The following is a 19308-nucleotide window of genomic DNA, read 5'->3' as shown; positions in this document are numbered from 1 at the left end:
AAACCCGGAATGAGCACCGCAGTCGATTAGTTGCCGGGAAAAGTTGATTGCATACTCCTTGGGCAGTCCTGCACTATAAAGCCGCTTGCCTGTGCACCGGCCTTGCTCCCAAATTCCCTCAGTCGGATGCGTGGCCCCGCATTTCCTCCAGTACGTCGGTCCGGCAGACCACGATCTGCGAGCGCTTGGTCAGGACGATTCCCTTTTCCTGCATCCGCTTCAGGCTGATCGTGACCCATTGTCTGGTGGCACCGACCATGTGGGCAATGTCGGCATGGGTGAACGCCGCGGCAATCACCCGGCCGTCGACATCCTCGACGCCATAGAGCTCGACGAGGTGCAGCAGCAGATGTGCGAGGCGCTGCGTGATCGAGCGCGTTCCCAGCATCTGCGCCAGCGCCGAATAGCATTTGCCCTTGAAGGTGAGGCCCTCGATCAGCCCAATCGCAAGGCTTGGGATCTCTGAGGCAAGGGACCGCAGTTCCTTTCCGGGAAGGTGCACGACGCTGCAATTGCTGGACGCGACACCGGACCATTGGTGCACGGTGCCCTCGAACACTTCGGGCCCGCCGACGAAATTGCCGACATGCCAGTAGGCCAGTGTGATCTCACGCCCGAGCGGGGAGGTGTAGAACACGCGGATCCGACCGCTTTCGATCAGCCAGATGCCGTCATGCTTGCCGCCCTGACTGAACAGCGTCTGGCCGCGGTTGAGCACCTTTCGCCGGCCCTGCTTTAGCACCAGCTCCCGCTCTCGGGGGCTGAGCTTGTCCATCAGCGGCGGCGGCCCGCCGATCCATTGCTGGTTCTCGGTCAGCAGCAGCGAGGAACTGCCCGCAGGCCGAACTGCCGGGGGGACGGTCCCGCGCACTGCACTTGCCGCCTGCAACATTATCTGCCTCCGGAACGTTCAAATCGTTCTAAAGAGGAGCAATGTCCGTGCCAGATGCGGGCAAACGGGCGCTTACCGCCCGGCCAGGCTCAGCAGATAGGGTTTTGGGTAAATCCCCCTGTTGTGCCCATCCGAAAACGAGATGTTCAGCCCGTAGCCGAGATCGCCGATCTCGGTGATCGCGATCCCCGGAAACGCGTCCGGGAAGCGACCGTCGAAGCGGGCGCGGGTGCAGTGGGCGCATTTGCAGGAGAGGCGGAGTGCCTCGGCGGGCACGCTGAGCGCATCGTCCTGCGCGGTGCGGACGAGGAGCGTCGCGAGATCGGCGCTTGCTTCATAGTCGGCCACGGTCGGTACCACCAGGGTCATGGTCATGACGAACCTCCGACTTCGTTCTACACGCGCGGGCGCCCGCGAATAGCAACTAATTGCCGGCGCATACGGGACCGCGTGCCTGATCTTCGATCACCACTCGCGAAATGTGAAACTAATCGACCGGGAGTTTCACTTCCGAATTGCCGGACTCTGCTCTCTCCGAGAACCTGTGCGCAATCACGAAGGAGAGACCATGAGCGCATTTCAGAAGGAAACGGTTTTGTCGGTCCGGCACTGGACCGAGTCACTATTCAGTTTCACCGCAACGCGTGATCCCGGCTTCCGTTTCCAGAATGGCCAGTTCGCGATGATCGGGCTGGAAGTCGAGGGCAAGCCGTTGATGCGGGCCTACAGCATGGCCAGCGCCAATCACGAAGAGGCGCTCGAATTCTTCTCGATCAAGGTGCAGGACGGTCCGCTGACCTCGCGCCTCCAGAAGATCAGGGAAGGCGACGTCATCCTGGTCGGCCGCAAAGCGACGGGTACGCTGATCACCGGCAACCTCATCCCGGGAAAGCGCCTGCTGCTGCTCTCGACCGGCACGGGCCTTGCGCCCTTCGCCAGCCTGATCAAGGATCCAGATGTCTACGAGAACTACGAGACTATCGTACTCGCCCATGGCTGCCGCCAGGTCTCCGAGCTTGCTTACGGCGAGCACGTCGTCGACGGCCTGCGCAGTCACGAATTCTTCGGGCCGCTGATCCGCGACAAGCTCGTCTATTACCCGACCGTCACCCGCGAGCCGTTCCGCAATCGCGGCCGCATCACCGACCTGATCGCGTCCAACCAGCTGTTCGACGATCTCGGGCTAACAGGCCTCGATATCGAGACGGATCGGATCATGCTGTGCGGCAGCCCGGCGATGCTTGAGGAACTCCCCGCGATGTTTACCGCGCGCGGCTTCGTTGAGGGCAATCACAGCCAGCCCGGCCATTTCGTGATCGAAAAGGCCTTCGTCGAGCGCTGAGGCGCAAATCGCGTCCCGGCGACAACTAATTGCTATCGCCGGACGACCAGCTGAACAAATCTGACGCAAAGGCGCCGGACACCGGCGAACCAGGAGCAAGTGATGGCACTAGATCAGATCGTCGACGGACTTTCCGAGGTTTCCTGCGACGTGCTGGTCATCGGCGGCGGCACGGCCGGCCCGATGGCGGCGCTGAAGGCGAAGCTGAAGAACCCGAAGGCCAATGTCGTCCTGCTCGAAAAGGCCAACGTCAAGCGCTCCGGCGCAATCTCGATGGGCATGGACGGGCTGAACAACGCGGTCATCCCCGGCTATGCGACGCCGGAGCAGTACACCAAGGAAATTACGATCGCCAATGACGGCATCGTTGACCAGAAGGCGGTCTATAAATACGCGCAAAACTGCTACAAGATCATTGAGGAGCTCGACAGTTTCGGCATCCGCTTCCTGAAGAACGAGAACGGCGACTATGCCGTCAAGAAGGTGCATCACATCGGCACCTATGTTCTGCCGATGCCGAACGGCGAGACCGTGAAGAAGGCGCTCTATCGCCAGCTCCGCCGCGCACGTATCCTGATCTCCAACCGCTACATGGCGACGCGGCTGCTGAAATCGTCCGATGGTCGCATCGCCGGCGCGATCTCCGTCAACACCCGCACTGCCGAGATCCTCGTCATCAAGGCCAAGGCCGTGATCCTCTGTATGGGCGCCGCCGGCCGCCTCGGCCTGCCGACCTCCGGCTACATGTTCGGCACCTACGAGAACGCCGCCAATTCCGGTGACGGCTATTCCATGGCCTATCACGCCGGCGCTGCGCTCGCGAACCTCGAATGCTACCAGATCAACCCGTTGATCAAGGACTATAACGGCCCGGCCTGCGCCTATGTCGCCGGTCCCTTCGGCGCCTTCACCGCGAACAACGAGGGCGCGCGATTCATCGAATGCGATTACTGGTCCGGCCAGATGATGCTGGAATTCTACAACGAACTCCTGTCCGGCAAGGGGCCGGTTTTCCTCCAGCTCAAGCACCTCCATCCCGACACCATCTCGGAGATCGAATCCACGCTGCATAAGGTCGAGCGTCCGACGCGCGGCCTGTTCCAGCAGGGGCGCGGGGTCGATTATCGCAGCGAGTCGATCGAGATGCACATCTCCGAGATCGGCTTCTGCTCCGGCCACAGCGCCTCGGGCGTGTTCGTTGACGACAATGCGCGCACCACCGTCCCCGGCCTCTACGCCGCCGGCGACATGGCGAGCGTGCCGCACAATTACATGCTCGGCGCCTTCACCAACGGCTCGGTCGCCGGCATCGACGCGATGGAGTTCGCCGACAATCACGACTTTGCCGAGTTCGATGCCGCTGACGTCGCCAGGGAGCGCGACCGCGTGCTGGCACCGACCTGGCGCGAGGACGGCATTCCGCCAAACCAGGTCGAGTACAAGACCCGCCGCCTGGTGAATGATTATCTCCAACCGCCGAAAGTCACGCGCAAATACGAGCTCGGCATGCGCCGCCTCGCAGAGACGCGGCAGGACATGCAGGAGCGTATGATCGCGCGCAACGCGCATGAGCTGCTCCGCGCGCTCGAAGTGCAGTCGATCATGGATTGCGCCGATATGGCCGTGCATGCCTCGCTCTATCGCGAGGAGAGCCGCTGGGGCCTCTATCACTGGCGCACTGATTTCCCGGAGAAGGACAACGAGAACTGGTTCTGCCACACGCTGCTGTCGAAGCAGAACGGCAAGATGACCAGCGAGAAGCGTGCGGTGGAGCCCTACGTCGTTCCGATCGCCGACGACGAGAAGGATCTCTACGATAAGCAGCGCATCCGCGCCACCGCCTGATCCACCGCACAAGAGCAACAGGAGACATCAAATGCCTCTCGCATCCTATCAGACATCGGTTCCGGTGGTCGTCGACGACGCCAAATGCATCGCGGACAAGGGCTGCACCGTCTGCGTCGACGTCTGCCCGCTCGACGTGCTGCGCATCAGCGACATGACCGGCAAGGCCTACATGGCCTATGACGAGTGCTGGTACTGCATGCCTTGCGAGGCCGATTGTCCGACGGGCGCCGTCACCGTCAACATTCCCTATCTGTTGAGGTGATCATGTCGAGCCCGTTCGAATCTTACGACGATCTCGAAGATGCCGACGAGCGGCTCCAGGCCGCCGATCCCGCTGAGCGCCGCGTCGCCATCATCGCGCTCGGCCATTCCGGCGATCCCGCAGCCGTTGCGCATCTCGCCAATATGGTGGCTGATCCCGACGCCGGCGTGCGCCAGCAGGTGGCGATGGCACTCGGGGAGTTCGATGGACCGGAAGCGGCAGGTGCGCTGGTGAAGCTGTTGGTCGATCCGGAAAGGATCGTCGCGGCGGCCGCCGCCGACAGCATGGCCGAGTTCAAGGATACCGCCTGCGCCAATGTCATCCTGCCGCTCGTCAAGCATGCCCACGCCTTCGTGCGCATGGGCGCATTGCGTGCGCTGAAGGAGTTGCGCTGCAAGGATACGCTCAAGCCCGCGCTGGAAGCGCTTCAGGACCCGGATGCTGCCGTTCGCGTGCAGGCGATCGGCGTGATCGGCTTTCTAAAGTTGGAAGAATCCATCCCCGCGCTGACGGCATTGATCAACGATCCCGACGCGCATGTGCGCCGCGCTGCGGTGAGCGCGCTGGCGTTCTCGCAGATGAAGCCTGCTGCCGAGATGATCACTCGCGCACTGAAGGACTCGGACTGGATGGTGCGCGAGATGGCGGCCGAGACTTTGGGTCTCAACACCAATGGTTCGCTCGCAGCAGACCAGCTCGTTGGCGCGCTCGGCGACGAGTTCTGGCAGGTGCGGCTGAAGGCGATCCGCAGCCTCGGCAGGATGAAGGTCGAGCGCGCGGTGCGTCCGATCGGCAATTGCGTCAATCATGACCAGGCGAATTTGCGGAAAGAGGCGGCCGCCGCGCTCGGCGAGATCGCCCATCCCGACGGTGAGGCCTTTTTGGCCGTCATCGCCGACGATGCGGATCCTGATGTCCGCAAGAACGCACGCTGGGCACTGCAGCAGATCGCGGCCCGCAAGGCGCGCGCAGGCGCATAAAAGGCGAGGGCAGGGACATAGCGGCGGGGCACCTGCCGCTATGGACTTCCCCCGCCAGACGTTTATTTGTCTTCGCCAATGGGATCGGCCACTTGCGAAAGTGACCGATCCGAAAAACAGCGAGGACGCCGGCCATGACGAATTTGACGGTTAAAGACCTTCTCCCCGAGGATGGAACGAAGGGAACGCTGGTCGGCCGCGTCTGGCTGCCGCAGGCGAACGGTCCGGCCGTGGTCGCGGTGCGCGCTGACGGCGTCTTCGACGTCACCGCAAAATTTCCGACCGTCAGCGCCCTCTGCGAGGAGGACGATCCGGCCAAGGCGCTTGCCGCGACCAAGGGCGAGCGGATCGGCGATCTCGAAGCCATCGTCGCCAATACAGCGCCTGATGGACGCGATTCAAAGAAGCCCTGGCTGCTCGCGCCTGTCGATCTCCAGACCCTGAAGGCGGCCGGTGTCACCTTCGCGCTCTCGATGTTGGAACGCGTGATCGAGGAGCGCGCCAAGGGCAACCCGGCCTCGGCCGAAGCCATTCGCAAGGAAGTGACGCGGCTGATCGGCGACGATCTATCGAAGCTCAAGCCTGGCTCTGACCAGGCGATGCATCTAAAGCAGGTGCTGATCGACCAGAACGCCTGGAGCCAATATCTCGAAGTCGGCATCGGCCCGGATGCCGAAGTCTTCACCAAGGCGCCGACCATGTCTTCCGTCGGCACCGGCATGGATGCCGGCCTGCATCCGAAGTCGACCTGGAACAATCCCGAGCCGGAGCTCGTGGTGTTCGTCTCGAGCCGCGGCAAGATTGTCGGTGGCGCGCTCGGCAACGACGTGAACCTGCGCGACTTTGAGGGCCGCTCGGCGCTGCTGCTATCGAAGGCCAAGGACAACAACGCCTCGTGCTCCATCGGTCCGCTGCTCCGTCTGTTCGACGACACCTTCACGCTCGATGACGCGCGCAAGCTCGACATCAGCCTGAACGTGACCGGCACGGACGGTTTCGTCCTCGATGGCCATTCCTCGATCAGCAAGATCAGTCGCGATCCGACCGATCTCGTCGCGCAGACCATCGGCAAGGTGCATCAATATCCCGATGGTTTCGTGCTGTTCCTCGGCACGATGTTCGCGCCGGTCAAGGATCGCGATGCGCCGGGGCAGGGGTTCACCCACAAGCGCGACGACATCGTTACCATTGCCGCTCCCCAACTCGGCAAGCTCGTCAACCGCATGCGGACCAGCGACGAGTGCGAGCCCTGGACCTTCGGCATCGGGGCGCTGATGAAGAACCTCGCGCAGCGGAAGCTGATCTAGCCTTTTCGCTTGCCTGCTGCCCGCGGCGACCGATCGCAGACGCGAATTTCCATGAAATCGTCATGCCGGGACGGGCCCGGCCATGACAACGCCGCCCTGTCAAAAGGATGTCGTCTTTAGATTGTATAACATAAGATAATAGCGCAGGACGTGTAGTTCTCTTGCATCCACATCATTCCTCCAAATAGTCAGATAATATGACTATACGGACGCCGGCTTCCGTGAAATAGTCCCTCCCGCCGCGCTAAAGGCCGGCCTGAGGGTGTCATGATACCGTGGACGCCCCTGATAACACTTGGGAGACACACGCCTCATGACCCTCAAAGCCCTTTTTGCGGCCAGCGCCACCGCCGCGTTGTTGCTTGCACTGCCGGCGAATGCCGCAGAACTGACCGTCGGCTTCTCGCAGATCGGATCTGAATCCGGCTGGCGCGCAGCCGAGACCTCGGTCTCCAAGCAGGAGGCCACCAAGCGCAAGGTCAATCTCAAGATTGCCGACGCGCAGCAGAAGCAGGAAAACCAGATCAAGGCGATCCGCTCGTTCATCGCGCAGAATGTCGATGCGATCTTCCTCGCCCCTGTCGTCTCGACCGGTTGGGACGCGGTGCTGAAGGAAGCCAAGGAAGCCAAGATTCCGGTCGTGCTGCTCGACCGCGACATCGATCCCTCGGGCAAGGACCTCTATCTCACCGCCGTCACCTCGGACAGCGTCCATGAAGGCGCGGTCGCTGGCGACTGGCTGGCCAAGACTGTCGGCGACAAGGCCTGTAACATCGTCGAATTGCAGGGCACGGTCGGCGCCAGCGTCGCCGCCAATCGCAAGAAGGGCTTTGACACCGCGATCGCCAAGCACGCCAATCTGAAGATTGTGCGTAGCCAGACCGGTGACTTCACCCGCGCCAAGGGCAAGGAAGTCATGGAGAGCTTCATCAAGGCCGAGGGCGGTGGCAAGAACATCTGCGCGGTCTACGCCCACAATGACGACATGATGGTCGGCGCGATCCAGGCGATGAAGGAAGCGGGCCTCAAGCCGGGCAAGGACATCCTCACGGTGTCGATCGACGCAGTGCCTGACATCTTCAAAGCGATGGTTGCCGGTGAGGCCAATGCCACCGTCGAGTTGACGCCGAACATGGCCGGCCCGGCCTTCGACGCCGTCGCGGCCTTCAAGGAGAAGGGCACGGTTCCGCCGAAGTGGATCCAGACCGAATCCAGGCTGCTTACCGCCACCGACAATCCCCAGAAGGAATACGACAGCAAGAAGGGCCTCGGTTACTGAGGCGGGCGTCTTGCCGGACCACACGTTGTGGTCCGGCAACCCCCTTCGCAACCGTCGCGCGAACGAATAGGCTGGGCGTCCGCAACATAAGCGGGCGCCGGTGGGAGTGACGTCGTTATGGAGAACAGCCTTGATCCTGCTCCGCCCCTCCTGGAGGTGCGCGGGATCAGCAAGAGCTTTGGTGCGGTGCGCGCGTTGCAGGAGGTCGACTTCACGCTTCGCGCCGGGGAGATTCATGCGCTGCTCGGTGAGAACGGCGCCGGCAAATCCACGCTGATCAAGGTCGTTACCGGCGTGTTCCCGCGCGATGCCGGTGTTGTCAGGCTGGGCGGCGACGAGGTTGCGCCGCGTTCGTCCAAGGCAGCACTCGAGGCCGGCATTGCCACCGTCTATCAGGAAGTCAATCTGTTGCCGAACCTGTCGGTGGCGCAGAACCTGTTTCTCGACCGCCAGCCGATGCGCTTCGGCATCGTGCGCGAAGGCGAGATGCGTCGCCGTGCCAAAGCGCTGCTGACCGAGTTCGGCCTCGACATCGATGTCGCAGCGCCGCTCGGCAATTATTCGGTGGCCATCCAACATGTCACCGCGATTGCGCGCGCCGTCGATCTTTCCGCACGCGTGCTGATTCTGGACGAGCCGACCGCGAGCCTCGACCGTCACGAGGTCGAGATCCTCTTCGGCATCATGCGCCAGCTCGCCAAGCGCGGCATCGGCATTGTCTTCGTCAGCCATTTCCTCGATCAGGTTTACGAGATCTCCGATCGGATCACGGTGCTGCGCAACGGCCGCCTGGTCGGCGAGCGCGAGACGGCCTCGCTGCCGCGGCTCGAGCTGATCCGGATGATGCTCGGGCGCGAGCTCGCCGAGACCACCGGCGCGCGGGCGACGGCGAGCGACCGTCCGCCACGCGAGGTCTGTGCGAGTTTCGAGAATTACGGCAAGGCCGGCTATGTCGCGCCGTTCAATCTCGAGCTGCGCCATGGCGAGGTCGTCGGCCTTGCCGGGCTGCTCGGATCGGGCCGCACCGAGACGGCGCGGCTGGTGTTCGGCGCCGAGCGCTCCGATGGCGGGCAGGCGAGGGTGGAGGGCGCCCCCGTGCGACTGCAGTCGCCGCGTGACGGCGTACGTCACGGCTTTGGCTATTGCCCGGAGGAGCGCAAGACCGACGGCATCGTCGCCGAGCTCACCGTGCGCGAGAACATCGTGCTCGCGCTTCAGGCCAAGCGCGGCCTGCATCGGCCGCTGTCGCGCCGTGAGCAGGACGAGATCGCGAAACGCTACGTCAAAATGCTCGACATCCGCCCGCCCGATCCCGAGCGCCCGGTGGGCCTGCTCTCCGGCGGCAATCAGCAAAAGGCGCTACTGGCGCGCTGGCTCGCGACTTCGCCGCGGCTCCTCGTGCTGGACGAACCTACGCGCGGCATCGATGTCGGCGCGCATGCCGAGATCATCCGCCTGATCCGCGAGCTCTGCGACGACGGGCTGGCGCTGCTCGTGATCTCCTCCGAGCTCGACGAGATCGTGACCTATTCCGATCGCGTAGTCGTGCTGCGCGATCGCGCCCATGTCGAGGAGCTCGCGGGCGAGACCATCGACGTCACCAATATCCTCGCGGCCATCGCCGCCGATGGCGCAGCGATGCAAGAGGCTCGGGCATGACGATGCTGTTGCCGCGTCGCGGCCTGGCCCAGATCCTCGCGCTGATCGTCATCCTCGCGGTCGACCGCGTGGTATCGCCGCAATTCTTCGACCTCCGTCTCCAGGACGGCCGCCTGTTCGGCAGCCTGATCGACGTGCTCAATCGCGGCACGCCGGTGGCGTTGCTCTCGCTCGGCATGGTGCTCGTGATCGCAACGCGTGGCATCGATCTCTCTGTCGGCGCGGTCATGGCCATCTGCGGAGCGATCGCCGCGAGCCTTGCCGACAGTCACAGCCTGCCGGTCGTGCTGGCGGCCGCGCTCGGCGCCGGCCTCGTCTGCGGATTGTGGAATGGTTTCCTTGTCGCCGTGCTCGGCATGCAGCCGATCGTGGCGACGCTGATCCTGATGGTGGCAGGGCGAGGGATTGCCCAGCTCATCACCGAGGGACGGATCGTGACCTTTACCTCACCGGACCTGGTCTGGCTCGGTAACGGCGCCATTCTCGGCGTCCCGGTCCCGATCGCGATTGCGCTCGGCATGCTGATCCTCACTGGCGCGGTGGTCCGCGGCTCGGCGCTCGGCCTCCTGATCGAGGCAACGGGCGGCAATGCGCGGGCGAGCGAGCTTGCCGGCGTTGGCACCCGTGCGATGATCTTGGCGGTCTATGTCTGGTGCGGCGTCTGCGCCGCGCTCGCGGGCGTGATCGCCGCGGCCGACATCATGGGGGCAGATGCGAACAATGCCGGCCTCTGGCTCGAGCTCGATGCGATTCTTGCGGTCGTGATCGGCGGCACCTCGCTGTTCGGCGGCCGCTTCAGCCTCGTTTTGGCCGTGTTGGGTGCGCTGATCATCCAGACCATGAATACCGGCATCTTGCTGTCGGGCTATCCGCCGGAGTTCAATTTGCTGGTCAAGGCCGTGGTGGTGCTCGCGGTGCTGCTGCTGCAATCGCCAAAGCTGCCCGGCTTTGCCGGCATCATGGCGCGGCTGCGGAGGACGAAACCATGAAAGGCCTCCCGCCCGTCCTGATCACGGCCATTGTGCTCGTCGTGGGCTTCGCGCTCTGCGCGGTGCAATTTCCCAACATTGCCTCCACGCGCGTGGTCGGCAATCTCCTCACCGACAATGCCTTCCTCGGCATCGTCGCGACCGGCATGACTTTCGTCATTATCTCCGGCGGCATCGATCTCTCGGTCGGCTCCGTGATCGGCTTCACCACTGTGTTCGTCGCGCTGGCGATCGAACGCTGGGGCGTGCCGCCGCTGGTCGCATTCGTCGCCATCCTCGTGCTCTCGGCGGCCTTCGGAGCGGCGATGGGAGCGGTCATCCACGTATTCGACCTGCCGCCCTTCATCGTGACGTTGGCCGGCATGTTCTTGGCGCGCGGTGCCAGCTTCCTGCTCTCGACGGAATCGGTGCCGATCACCGCGCCTGTCTATTCGACCGTGTCAGACTTTGCGTTGCGGATGCCTGGGGGCGGACGGCTGAGCGCGATCGCGATCATCATGCTCGTGATTTTGATCGGCGGCATCCTGTTGCTGCGTCTCACCCGGTTCGGTGCCAATGTCTATGCACTCGGGGGCGGCCGGGCGACCGCGAGCCTGATGGGCGTTGCGGTCGGCAAGATGACGATAAAGATCTACATGCTCTCCAGCCTGCTCGCAGGCACTGCCGGCATCGTGTTCTCGTTCTACACCAGCGCTGGCTATTCGCTCTCCGCTGTCGGCGTGGAGCTCGACAGCATCGCTGCCGTGGTGATCGGCGGCACGCTGCTCACGGGCGGGCAGGGCTCGGTGATCGGTACCTTCCTCGGCGTGCTGATCCAGGGCATGATCCAGACCTACATCAATTTCGACGGCACGCTGTCGAGCTGGTGGACCAAGATCGCGACCGGCATTCTGCTATTCGCCTTCATCGCTCTTCAACAGGGCCTTGTCGCGCTGGCGCGCCGGCCGACGGCAGCGCGCGCGGGAGTAGCCTCATGACCTCGCGCATCGTCGTCATCCCGACACGACGGGCCCATTCCAACCACGCGGAGGTGTCCCGCTCGATCGGCGTCGACATCATCGCCGGCCGATATGCGGAAGGGGTGCGGCTTCCGGGCGATGCCGAGCTGACGGCGATGTTCGGCGTGTCGCGGCCGGTGTTGCGCGAAAGCGTGAAGACGCTGGTCGCCAAGGGCCTGCTCACGACCAAGGCGCGGGTTGGCACCGTCGTGCGCGGGCGCGCCGCCTGGAACATGTTCGACGCCGATGTGCTGGCCTGGCATCTCGACGCCGGCATCGACCGGCGCTTTCTCAACGACCTCGCGGAGATACGTCTTGCGGTCGAACCGCGCGCGGCGGCGCTCGCGGCCAGGCGCCGTTCAGAAGAAGACATCGCCGAGCTTCAGCGCAGCATGGACCGCATGAGGCAGGAGACGTCCGAGTCCGTCGACTTTGCCGAAGCGGACCTCGCCTTGCACCTTGCGGTGGCGCGCGCATCCGGCAATCCGTTCATGCGCTCCATCGGTCACGTGATCGAGGCTGCCTTGCGTACGGCGTTCATGCTCAGTGCACCTGCGGGGACGGAAGACCGCGAGATTACCTTGCTCTGGCACCAGAAGATCGTCGATTCGATCGCAGAAGGTGACGCCGACGCGGCGGCCGAGGCCATGGCCTTCGTCATTCACAACGGCATGCGCCGGCATAAGGGCACGGCGGCCGAGACAGCACCGGCCGCGCCTGCAGAATCTGGAGAACATCCGTGACAGCTCTTCGTATTGCCATCGTCGGCTTCGGCAAGATCGCGCGCGACCAGCATGTCGGCGCGATCGCCGCGACGCCGGGCGCCGTGCTTGCCGCCGTGGCCAGTCGTAACGCCTCGCTGCCGGGTTTGCCGCATTTTGCGACCGTCGAGGAACTGCTGGAGAAGGGTCCGGAGATCGACGCGGTGTCGCTCTGCACACCGCCGCAGGTGCGCCGCGCCCAGGCTGCGGCGGCGCTCGCCGCCGGCAAGCATGTCATGCTGGAGAAGCCGCCCGGCATCGGCGTTGCCGAACTCGATCCGTTGGTCTCAATGGCGGCCGATGCAAAGCGGACCTTGTTTGCGACCTGGCATTCGCGCCACGCCCCGGCGGTCGAGCCCGCCCGCGAATGGCTGGCGACGCGCCGGATCAAGTCCGTTCACATCATCTGGAAGGAAGACGTCCGCGTTTGGCATCCCGGCCAGACCTGGATCTGGGAGCCAGGCGGGCTCGGCGTGTTCGATCCCGGCATCAATGCGCTCTCGATCCTGACCCGCATCCTGCCAAGGCCGGTATTCGTCACCGCGGCCGAGCTTGCCTTCCCGGCCAATTGCCAGTCACCGATTGCGGCGAACCTGACGCTGACCGACATCGGCGGTCTGCCTATCAGGGCCGAGTTCGATTTTCGTCAGACCGGGCCGCAGAGCTGGGATATCGTCGCGGAAACCGATCAGGGCCAGATGACTTTGTCCCGCGGTGGAAGGATCATGGCGGTGGACGGCAAGGTTGTTGCCGACGCGCCCGATGAGGAATATCGAGAGCTCTACCGTCACTTCGTCAAGCTCGCGGCATCAGGCGCGAGCGACGTCGACCTGGCACCGCTTCGCCTCGTCGCCGACTCTTTCCTGCTCGGCAAGCGTAGTATCGTCGAACCGTTTGTGGACTAGATATGGCTGGTGCGAAAATAGCGAAGGACGTGTTCGGAACACTGCCGGATGGACGCAGTGTCGAGCGTGTCGTGCTGCGTGGGGAGGGCGGGTTTGAGGTCCGCATCATCACCCATGGCGCCGTGATCCAGACGCTGATCGCACCGGATGCCAAAGGCGGCACCGACGACATCGTGCTCGGCCATGACACCTTTGCCGGCTATCTCGCCGAACGGAAGTTCTTTGGCGCCACCGTGGGCCGCTACGCCAACCGCATCGCCAACGGCCGGTTTTCGTTGGATGGCGAGGCCTTCCAGCTTCCCGTCAACAACGGCCCCAATGCGTTGCATGGCGGCCTCGATGGTTTCGACCGCAAGCTCTGGGACATTGCTGAGATCGACGACGGCGCCAGCCCTGCGGTCACGCTGACCTATACGAGTCCGCATGGCGAGGAGAAGTACCCCGGCAAACTCGATGTGCGCCTGACCTATCGCGTCACAGGCCCGACCGAGCTGTCGCTGATCATGGAGGCACGAACCGACCGGTCGACAATCGTGAACCTCACCAATCACAGCTTCTTCAATCTGGAAGGCGCGACCTCGGGTGCGTCCACTCTGGATCACAAGCTAACGGTCAATGCCGACCACTTCCTCGCTATCGATCCCACCGCCATCCCGCTGCCGGAGCCGCCGCGCAGCGTGGCCGGCACGCCCTTTGATTTCCGCGAGGCTCACGCCGTCGGTGCGCGCATCCGCGAAGGCGATCAGCAATTGCAGAACGGCAGGGGCTACGATCACACTTATTGCCTCGCGCGCGACGGCAAGCTCGCGCTTGCTGCCCGGCTGGAAGCGCCGCTTTCAGGACGGATCATGGAGCTGTTCACCGACCAGCCCGGCCTGCAAGTCTATTCCGGCAACTATCTCGACGGCACGATCTCGGGCAAGGGCGGCAAGCTGATCCGGCAATCGGACGCGTTGTGCCTGGAGCCGCATATGTGGCCCGACTCGCCGAACCGGCCGGATTTTCCGAGCCCGCGCCTCGATCCCGGCAGCGTCTATCGACATCACACCGTCTATCGCTTCGCGGTGAGGGCGCCATGATGGAAGAGGTGCCGACGACCGTTCTCTCCGGCGAGCAGTGTCATCTCGGTGAAGGCCCGACCTATGACGCGGCCACCGACACCGCCTGGTGGTTTGACATTCGCGAGGGGAAGCTCTTCGAGGCTCACCTCGGCAGCGGCGCGATCCGAATCCACGCGCTGGGCCGGATGGCGAGCGCACTGGGGCGGATCGATGCCGAGCGCCAGCTCGTTGTCGCGGAGGATGGCTGTTACATCCGCACACTCGCCGATGGCGCCATGACGTTGTTCTGCCCGCTCGAACCGGACAATCCCGCGACACGCTCCAATGATTGCCGGGTGCATCAATCCGGCACGTTCTGGATCGGGACGATGGGACGCAATGCCGAACGAGGTCTGGGGGCGATCTATGCGCTCCACCGCGGCAAGATCTCGACGCTGTTTCCGGGCATCAGCATCCCGAACTCGATCTGCTTCTCGCCGGATGGCGCCATGGGATATTTCACCGACACCGCGCGCGCCGTGCTCTATGCGGTGCCGCTCAATCCCGACACGGGCTTGCCGCGCGGCGAGCCTGAGGTGTTGCTGCGCCACTCCGGCGTCGGCGGCCTTGACGGCTCGGTGTGCGATGCGGATGGACAGATCTGGAATGCCTGTTGGGGCGCCAGTCGCGTCGATGTCTATTCTCCGCAAGGCGAGCGCGTGCGCTCGCTGCATGTGCCGGCCAAGCAGGCAAGCTGCCCTGCTTTCGTCGGTCCTGATCTATCGCGCCTGCTGGTCACTTCGGCCTGGCAGGACATGGACGCAGAGGCGCGCGCCGCCGACCCACAGGCCGGCTGCACTTTTGTGTTACAAGCATCCGCGCGCGGTCGCGCGGAGCCCGACGTCAAGCTCGCATAGGAGACCCGAAACCGACCTTTACCGATGTACTGCACGACACTAACAAACAGTCTGACACCCAAAGGGAGTGAAGCATGTTGAAATTGAAGACGACATTTCTTGCGATAGCACTGGCCGGCGCCGCCACGATGGTTACAGGTCTCACCGCCTCCGCACAGGACAAGAAGACCGTTGGTATCGCCATGCCGACGAAATCCTCGGCGCGCTGGATTGCAGACGGCGACAACATGGTGAAGGTGCTGAAGGAGCGTGGCTACAACACCGACCTGCAATATGCCGAGGACGATATTCCGAACCAGCTCTCGCAGGTCGAGAACATGGTGACGAAGGGAGCTAACGCGCTGGTGATCGCCGCGATCGACGGCACCACGCTGTCCGACGTGCTCAAGCAGGCCAAGGCGAAAGGCATCACCGTGATCGCCTATGACCGCCTGATCCGCGGTACGCCGAACGTTGACTATTACGCGACTTTCGACAATTTCCAGGTCGGCGTGCTCCAGGCGCAATCGATCGAGAAGGGGCTTGGCCTGAAGGAAGGCAAGGGTCCGTTCAACATCGAGCTATTCGGCGGCTCGCCCGACGACAACAACGCCTTCTTCTTCTACAACGGCGCGATGAGCGTGCTGAAGCCGTATATCGACAGCGGCAAGCTGGTCGTCGCCTCCGGTCAGATGGGCATGGACAAGGTTGCAACCCTGCGCTGGGACGGTGCCACCGCCCAGGCCCGCATGGACAATCTGCTCAGCGCCTACTACGGCAACAAGAAGGTCAATGCGGTGCTGTCGCCCTATGACGGCATCTCCATCGGTATCATCTCCTCGCTGAAGGGCGTAGGCTATGGTAGCGCCGACCAGCCGATGCCGATCATCTCGGGACAGGACGCCGAAGTGCCGTCGATCAAGGCGATGCTGCGGGGCGACCAGTATTCGACCATCTTCAAGGACACCCGCGATCTCGCCAAGGTGACCGCCGACATGGTCGATGCCGCGCTGGCCGGCAAGCAGGTCACGGTCAACGACACCAAGACCTACGAGAACGGCGCCAAGACCGTACCCTCCTATCTGCTGAAGCCGGTCGTGGTGTATAAGGACAATTGGGAGAAGACCCTGATTGACAGCGGCTACTACAAGAAGTCGCAGTTCCAGTAAGACTCTCAAGTTTCCCTCTCCCCGTTCGCGGGGGGAGGGACGTAACGGATGGGACGCAATGCGATGACCGCCATGCTGGAAATGCGCAACGTCAGCAAGAGCTTTGCCGGTGTGCAGGCGCTGCGTGACGTCAATTTCTCGGTCGAAGCCGGGCAGATCCATGCCCTCGTCGGCGAGAATGGCGCCGGCAAATCAACCTTGATGAAGGTGCTGAGCGGGGTTTATCCGGCGGGCAGCTACGAAGGCACCATTGTCTTCGAGGGCGAGGAGCGCCGGTTCCGCGACATCAACGATTCCGAGGCGCTCGGGATCATCATCATCCATCAGGAATTGGCCCTGATTCCGCTGATGTCGATCGCGGAGAATATTTTTCTCTCGCATCCGCCGTCAAAATTCGGCGTGATCGATCGCGACGAGGTCTACCGGCGCACGCGCGAGCTGCTCGCGCAGGTCGGCCTGAAGGAATCGCCGGATACGCTGATCACCGATCTCGGCGTCGGCAAGCAGCAGCTGGTCGAGATTGCCAAGGCGTTGTCCAAGCGCGTCAGGATGCTGATCCTGGACGAGCCGACCGCGAGCCTGAACGAAGCCGATAGCGCGGCACTGCTCGAGCGCCTGATGAAGTTCCGCGATCAGGGCATCGGCTCGATCCTGATCTCGCACAAGCTCAATGAGGTCGCCCGCGTCGCCGACCACATCACCGTGCTGCGCGACGGACGCACCGTCGACGGTATCGACTGCCGCGCCGAGCCGATCCAGGAAGACCGCATCATCCGCAGCATGGTCAACCGTGACCTTGCCCATCGTTTCCCCGAGCGCAGCGCCAAGATCGGCGAGCCCGTGCTCCAGGTTTCGAACTGGTCAGTCTATCACCCCATCCATCCGGAACGGCAGGTGATCAAGAACGTCAATTTTGGCGTCAAGCGCGGTGAGGTCGTCGGCATCGCCGGGCTGATGGGGGCCGGTCGCACCGAGTTCGCCATGAGCCTATTCGGTCGCTCCTGGGGTACCAATATCAGCGGCCGCATTGCCCTTGAGGGTCATGAGATCGTGCTGCCGAGCGTCGCCGCCGCGATCGACGCCGGCCTTGCCTATGTCACCGAGGACCGCAAGCAGCTCGGCCTGATCCTGGCCGACGACGTCCGCAAGAACATTACACTGGCAAGCCTGGACCAGGTCGCGCCGGGGCGGGTGATCGACGACATCGCCGAGCTGAAGGTCGCGAGCGACTACCGCAACCGGATGCGGATTCGCTGCTCCGACGTCTACCAGGAGACCGGCCAGCTTTCCGGCGGGAACCAGCAGAAGGTCGTCCTGTCGAAATGGCTGATGACCGACCCAAAGGTGCTAATCCTGGACGAGCCGACAAGGGGCATCGACGTCGGTGCCAAATACGAGATTTACTGTATTATCAACGAACTGGCGGAGGCCGGCCGCGGCGTCGTGGTGATCTCTTCGGAGATGCCCGAGCTACTCGGCATCTGCGACCGTATCTGCGTCATGAACGACGGCGCCTTCGTCGGCGAGTTCCCGGGCGCTGAGGCGACACAAGAAAGCATCATGCGCGCTATCATGCGCAACGAACGAAGCAACGGAAACGGCGCGGCCAAGGCCGCTGAGATGGGAGGATCGCAGCTATGACCGACAAGACGGTGTCGCTGCCTGAGGAGCGCCGGCACGGCAGCTTCATCAAAAACAATTTGCGCAACTACGGCATGCTGATGTCGCTGATTGCGATCATGCTGTTCTTCCAGGTCATGACCAGCGGCACGCTGTTGCAGCCGTTGAACCTGACGAACCTGGTGCTCCAGAACAGCTACATCGTCATCATGGCGTTGGGCATGCTGCTGGTGATCGTCACCGGCCATATCGACCTCTCGGTCGGATCGGTCGCGGGCTTCGTCGGTGCGGTCGCCGCTCTTCTGATGGTCACATACAAGGTCGACTACACGCTCGCCTTCCTTATCTGTCTCGCGGTCGGGGCGGCTATCGGCGCGGCGCAGGGCTATTGGGTCGCCTATTTCAAGATCCCATCCTTCATCGTGACCCTGGCGGGCATGCTGGTGTTCAAGGGCCTCGCGCTTGCCGTGTTGCAGGGCCAGTCGCTCGGGCCGTTCCCGTCGACCTTCCAAAAGCTGTCGTCGGGCTTCATTCCGGAGGTGCTGCCGGAGGCCGGCACGCTGCATCCCACCTCGATGCTGATCGGTGCGGTGCTGGCACTTGGTCTGGTCTACGCCAGCGCCAAGAGCCGCGCGCGCGAGGTGTCGCATGGCATCGAGGTTGAGCCCTACGCGTTCTTCCTCGGCAAGAGTGTCGTGCTCGCCTGTGCCGTGCTTTATTTCACCTATTTGATCGCGACCTATCGCGGCCTGCCCAACGTGCTCGTGATCATGAGCGTCCTGATCGCGCTCTATGGTTTCGTCACCCGCCGTACCGTGATTGGCCGCCAGATCTATGCCGTGGGTGGCAATGCGAAGGCGGCAGGCCTGTCGGGCATCAAGACCGAGCGGCTGACGTTCTTCACCTTCGTCAACATGGGCGTGCTCGCCGCGCTCGCCGGTCTCGTCTTCGCTGCGCGCCTCAACACCGCGACCCCGAAGGCCGGCCTCGGCTTCGAGCTCGACGTCATCGCCGCTTGCTTCATCGGTGGCGCTTCGGCCTATGGCGGCGTCGGCCGTGTCGGCGGTGCCGTGGTCGGCGCCATGATCATGGGCGTGATGAACAATGGCATGTCCATCCTCGGCATCGGCATCGACTACCAGCAGGTCATCAAGGGCCTGGTGCTGCTCGGAGCCGTGTGCATCGACGTCTATAACCAGCGGCGGTAGGCGCAAAATCACCTCGCGGGGGGAGGCTCCGGCGCCGCTACAATTTTCGTCAATTTCGATCACGGCGTCGCGATTAGAACCAGTGCCTCGCGATGACCATGATTTGGAGTCTAAATCCGGGGGGTGCCGAGCAGGGCACGGGCAGGGCAGCAC

The 19308-nt window shown here is 63.3% G+C and carries 18 protein-coding genes; 16 read left to right on the top strand and 2 right to left on the bottom strand.

Annotation, left to right across the window (positions count from 1 at the left end; genetic code table 11):
- Positions 1 to 118 precede the first annotated feature (118 nt).
- A complete protein-coding gene (locus L6639_RS04560; protein WP_237859192.1) occupies positions 119 to 892 on the bottom strand; it encodes a Crp/Fnr family transcriptional regulator in 774 nt (257 codons plus the stop codon).
- Positions 893 to 964: 72 nt separating this feature from the next.
- Positions 965 to 1261, bottom strand: a complete 297-nt coding sequence (locus L6639_RS04555) for a gamma-butyrobetaine hydroxylase-like domain-containing protein (RefSeq protein WP_237859460.1) — start codon at positions 1259 to 1261, stop codon at positions 965 to 967.
- A 199-nt stretch (positions 1262 to 1460) separates the two neighbouring features.
- Between L6639_RS04555 and L6639_RS04550 the strand changes: the two genes are divergently transcribed.
- The 16 genes from L6639_RS04550 (at position 1461) to mmsB (ending at position 19155) form a co-directional block, all read left to right on the top strand.
- Positions 1461 to 2234 carry a ferredoxin--NADP reductase gene (locus tag L6639_RS04550; RefSeq protein ID WP_237859191.1) on the top strand — a complete coding sequence of 258 codons (774 nt, stop codon included), beginning with the start codon at positions 1461 to 1463 and terminating at the stop codon, positions 2232 to 2234.
- 102 nt (positions 2235 to 2336) lie between these two features.
- On the top strand, positions 2337 to 4079 hold the full coding sequence (locus L6639_RS04545) for a fumarate reductase/succinate dehydrogenase flavoprotein subunit (RefSeq protein WP_237859190.1): 1743 nt from the start codon (positions 2337 to 2339) through the stop codon (positions 4077 to 4079).
- 31 nt (positions 4080 to 4110) lie between these two features.
- Positions 4111 to 4344 (top strand): 4Fe-4S dicluster domain-containing protein, encoded by a 234-nt coding sequence (locus tag L6639_RS04540; protein ID WP_008141081.1) that lies wholly within the window; start codon positions 4111 to 4113, stop codon positions 4342 to 4344.
- Positions 4345 to 4346: 2 nt separating this feature from the next.
- Positions 4347 to 5324: a HEAT repeat domain-containing protein gene (locus L6639_RS04535; protein WP_237859189.1), complete on the top strand. Its 978-nt coding sequence runs from the start codon at positions 4347 to 4349 to the stop codon at positions 5322 to 5324.
- Positions 5325 to 5458: 134 nt separating this feature from the next.
- Positions 5459 to 6631, top strand: a complete 1173-nt coding sequence (locus L6639_RS04530) for a fumarylacetoacetate hydrolase family protein (protein ID WP_237859188.1) — start codon at positions 5459 to 5461, stop codon at positions 6629 to 6631.
- A 313-nt stretch (positions 6632 to 6944) separates the two neighbouring features.
- Positions 6945 to 7910, top strand: coding sequence for a galactofuranose ABC transporter, galactofuranose-binding protein YtfQ (ytfQ, locus tag L6639_RS04525; protein WP_237859186.1), 966 nt, complete (start codon positions 6945 to 6947; stop codon positions 7908 to 7910).
- A gap of 117 nt (positions 7911 to 8027) precedes the next feature.
- Positions 8028 to 9569: a sugar ABC transporter ATP-binding protein gene (locus tag L6639_RS04520; RefSeq protein ID WP_237859184.1), complete on the top strand. Its 1542-nt coding sequence runs from the start codon at positions 8028 to 8030 to the stop codon at positions 9567 to 9569.
- Complete coding sequence (locus L6639_RS04515) at positions 9566 to 10558, top strand: ABC transporter permease (RefSeq protein ID WP_237859183.1); 993 nt, start codon at positions 9566 to 9568, stop codon at positions 10556 to 10558. Before L6639_RS04520 ends, L6639_RS04515 begins: the two co-directional genes overlap by 4 nt.
- The gene (yjfF, locus tag L6639_RS04510) at positions 10555 to 11535 is read left to right on the top strand and encodes a galactofuranose ABC transporter, permease protein YjfF (RefSeq protein WP_237859182.1); all 981 of its coding nucleotides are present in this window, start codon (positions 10555 to 10557) and stop codon (positions 11533 to 11535) included. Before L6639_RS04515 ends, yjfF begins: the two co-directional genes overlap by 4 nt.
- Positions 11532 to 12299 carry a FadR/GntR family transcriptional regulator gene (locus tag L6639_RS04505; RefSeq protein WP_237859181.1) on the top strand — a complete coding sequence of 256 codons (768 nt, stop codon included), beginning with the start codon at positions 11532 to 11534 and terminating at the stop codon, positions 12297 to 12299. The genes yjfF and L6639_RS04505 overlap by 4 nt, the downstream gene beginning before the upstream one ends.
- A complete protein-coding gene (locus L6639_RS04500; RefSeq protein ID WP_237859180.1) occupies positions 12296 to 13222 on the top strand; it encodes a Gfo/Idh/MocA family protein in 927 nt (308 codons plus the stop codon). The genes L6639_RS04505 and L6639_RS04500 overlap by 4 nt, the downstream gene beginning before the upstream one ends.
- Positions 13223 to 13224: 2 nt before the next feature.
- Complete coding sequence (locus tag L6639_RS04495; RefSeq protein ID WP_237859179.1) at positions 13225 to 14301, top strand: aldose epimerase family protein; 1077 nt, start codon at positions 13225 to 13227, stop codon at positions 14299 to 14301.
- The gene (locus L6639_RS04490) at positions 14301 to 15179 is read left to right on the top strand and encodes an SMP-30/gluconolactonase/LRE family protein (protein WP_237859458.1); all 879 of its coding nucleotides are present in this window, start codon (positions 14301 to 14303) and stop codon (positions 15177 to 15179) included. The genes L6639_RS04495 and L6639_RS04490 overlap by 1 nt, the downstream gene beginning before the upstream one ends.
- Before the next feature lie 74 nt (positions 15180 to 15253).
- Positions 15254 to 16327 carry a multiple monosaccharide ABC transporter substrate-binding protein gene (gene chvE, locus L6639_RS04485; protein WP_271605027.1) on the top strand — a complete coding sequence of 358 codons (1074 nt, stop codon included), beginning with the start codon at positions 15254 to 15256 and terminating at the stop codon, positions 16325 to 16327.
- Between the two features lie 63 nt (positions 16328 to 16390).
- Positions 16391 to 17968: a multiple monosaccharide ABC transporter ATP-binding protein gene (gene mmsA / locus L6639_RS04480; RefSeq protein ID WP_237859455.1), complete on the top strand. Its 1578-nt coding sequence runs from the start codon at positions 16391 to 16393 to the stop codon at positions 17966 to 17968.
- On the top strand, positions 17965 to 19155 hold the full coding sequence (mmsB, locus tag L6639_RS04475; protein ID WP_237859178.1) for a multiple monosaccharide ABC transporter permease: 1191 nt from the start codon (positions 17965 to 17967) through the stop codon (positions 19153 to 19155). Before mmsA ends, mmsB begins: the two co-directional genes overlap by 4 nt.
- Positions 19156 to 19308: the final 153 nt, after the last annotated feature.

Source organism: Bradyrhizobium zhengyangense, from assembly GCF_022012555.1.
In the GTDB taxonomy this organism is placed as follows: Bacteria; Pseudomonadota; Alphaproteobacteria; order Rhizobiales; family Xanthobacteraceae; genus Bradyrhizobium; species Bradyrhizobium zhengyangense.
Note: the sequence above shows the minus strand (reverse complement) of the source record. Positions and strands in the feature narration are given on the sequence as shown.

Excerpts from the sequence above, each read along its gene's own strand:
- L6639_RS04505 (WP_237859181.1), top strand. The coding sequence starts at position 11,532 with ATGACCTCGCGCATCGTCGTCATCCCGACACGACGGGCCCATTCCAAC.
- L6639_RS04560 (WP_237859192.1), bottom strand. The coding sequence starts at position 892 with ATGTTGCAGGCGGCAAGTGCAGTGCGCGGGACCGTCCCCCCGGCAGTT.
- L6639_RS04495 (WP_237859179.1), top strand. The coding sequence starts at position 13,225 with ATGGCTGGTGCGAAAATAGCGAAGGACGTGTTCGGAACACTGCCGGAT.
- chvE (WP_271605027.1), top strand. The coding sequence starts at position 15,254 with ATGTTGAAATTGAAGACGACATTTCTTGCGATAGCACTGGCCGGCGCC.
- L6639_RS04530 (WP_237859188.1), top strand. The coding sequence starts at position 5,459 with ATGACGAATTTGACGGTTAAAGACCTTCTCCCCGAGGATGGAACGAAG.
- L6639_RS04540 (WP_008141081.1), top strand. The coding sequence starts at position 4,111 with ATGCCTCTCGCATCCTATCAGACATCGGTTCCGGTGGTCGTCGACGAC.
- ytfQ (WP_237859186.1), top strand. The coding sequence starts at position 6,945 with ATGACCCTCAAAGCCCTTTTTGCGGCCAGCGCCACCGCCGCGTTGTTG.
- L6639_RS04515 (WP_237859183.1), top strand. The coding sequence starts at position 9,566 with ATGACGATGCTGTTGCCGCGTCGCGGCCTGGCCCAGATCCTCGCGCTG.
- L6639_RS04490 (WP_237859458.1), top strand. The coding sequence starts at position 14,301 with ATGGAAGAGGTGCCGACGACCGTTCTCTCCGGCGAGCAGTGTCATCTC.
- L6639_RS04550 (WP_237859191.1), top strand. The coding sequence starts at position 1,461 with ATGAGCGCATTTCAGAAGGAAACGGTTTTGTCGGTCCGGCACTGGACC.
- mmsB (WP_237859178.1), top strand. The coding sequence starts at position 17,965 with ATGACCGACAAGACGGTGTCGCTGCCTGAGGAGCGCCGGCACGGCAGC.
- L6639_RS04535 (WP_237859189.1), top strand. The coding sequence starts at position 4,347 with ATGTCGAGCCCGTTCGAATCTTACGACGATCTCGAAGATGCCGACGAG.
- L6639_RS04520 (WP_237859184.1), top strand. The coding sequence starts at position 8,028 with ATGGAGAACAGCCTTGATCCTGCTCCGCCCCTCCTGGAGGTGCGCGGG.
- yjfF (WP_237859182.1), top strand. The coding sequence starts at position 10,555 with ATGAAAGGCCTCCCGCCCGTCCTGATCACGGCCATTGTGCTCGTCGTG.
- mmsA (WP_237859455.1), top strand. The coding sequence starts at position 16,391 with ATGACCGCCATGCTGGAAATGCGCAACGTCAGCAAGAGCTTTGCCGGT.
- L6639_RS04555 (WP_237859460.1), bottom strand. The coding sequence starts at position 1,261 with ATGACCCTGGTGGTACCGACCGTGGCCGACTATGAAGCAAGCGCCGAT.
- L6639_RS04545 (WP_237859190.1), top strand. The coding sequence starts at position 2,337 with ATGGCACTAGATCAGATCGTCGACGGACTTTCCGAGGTTTCCTGCGAC.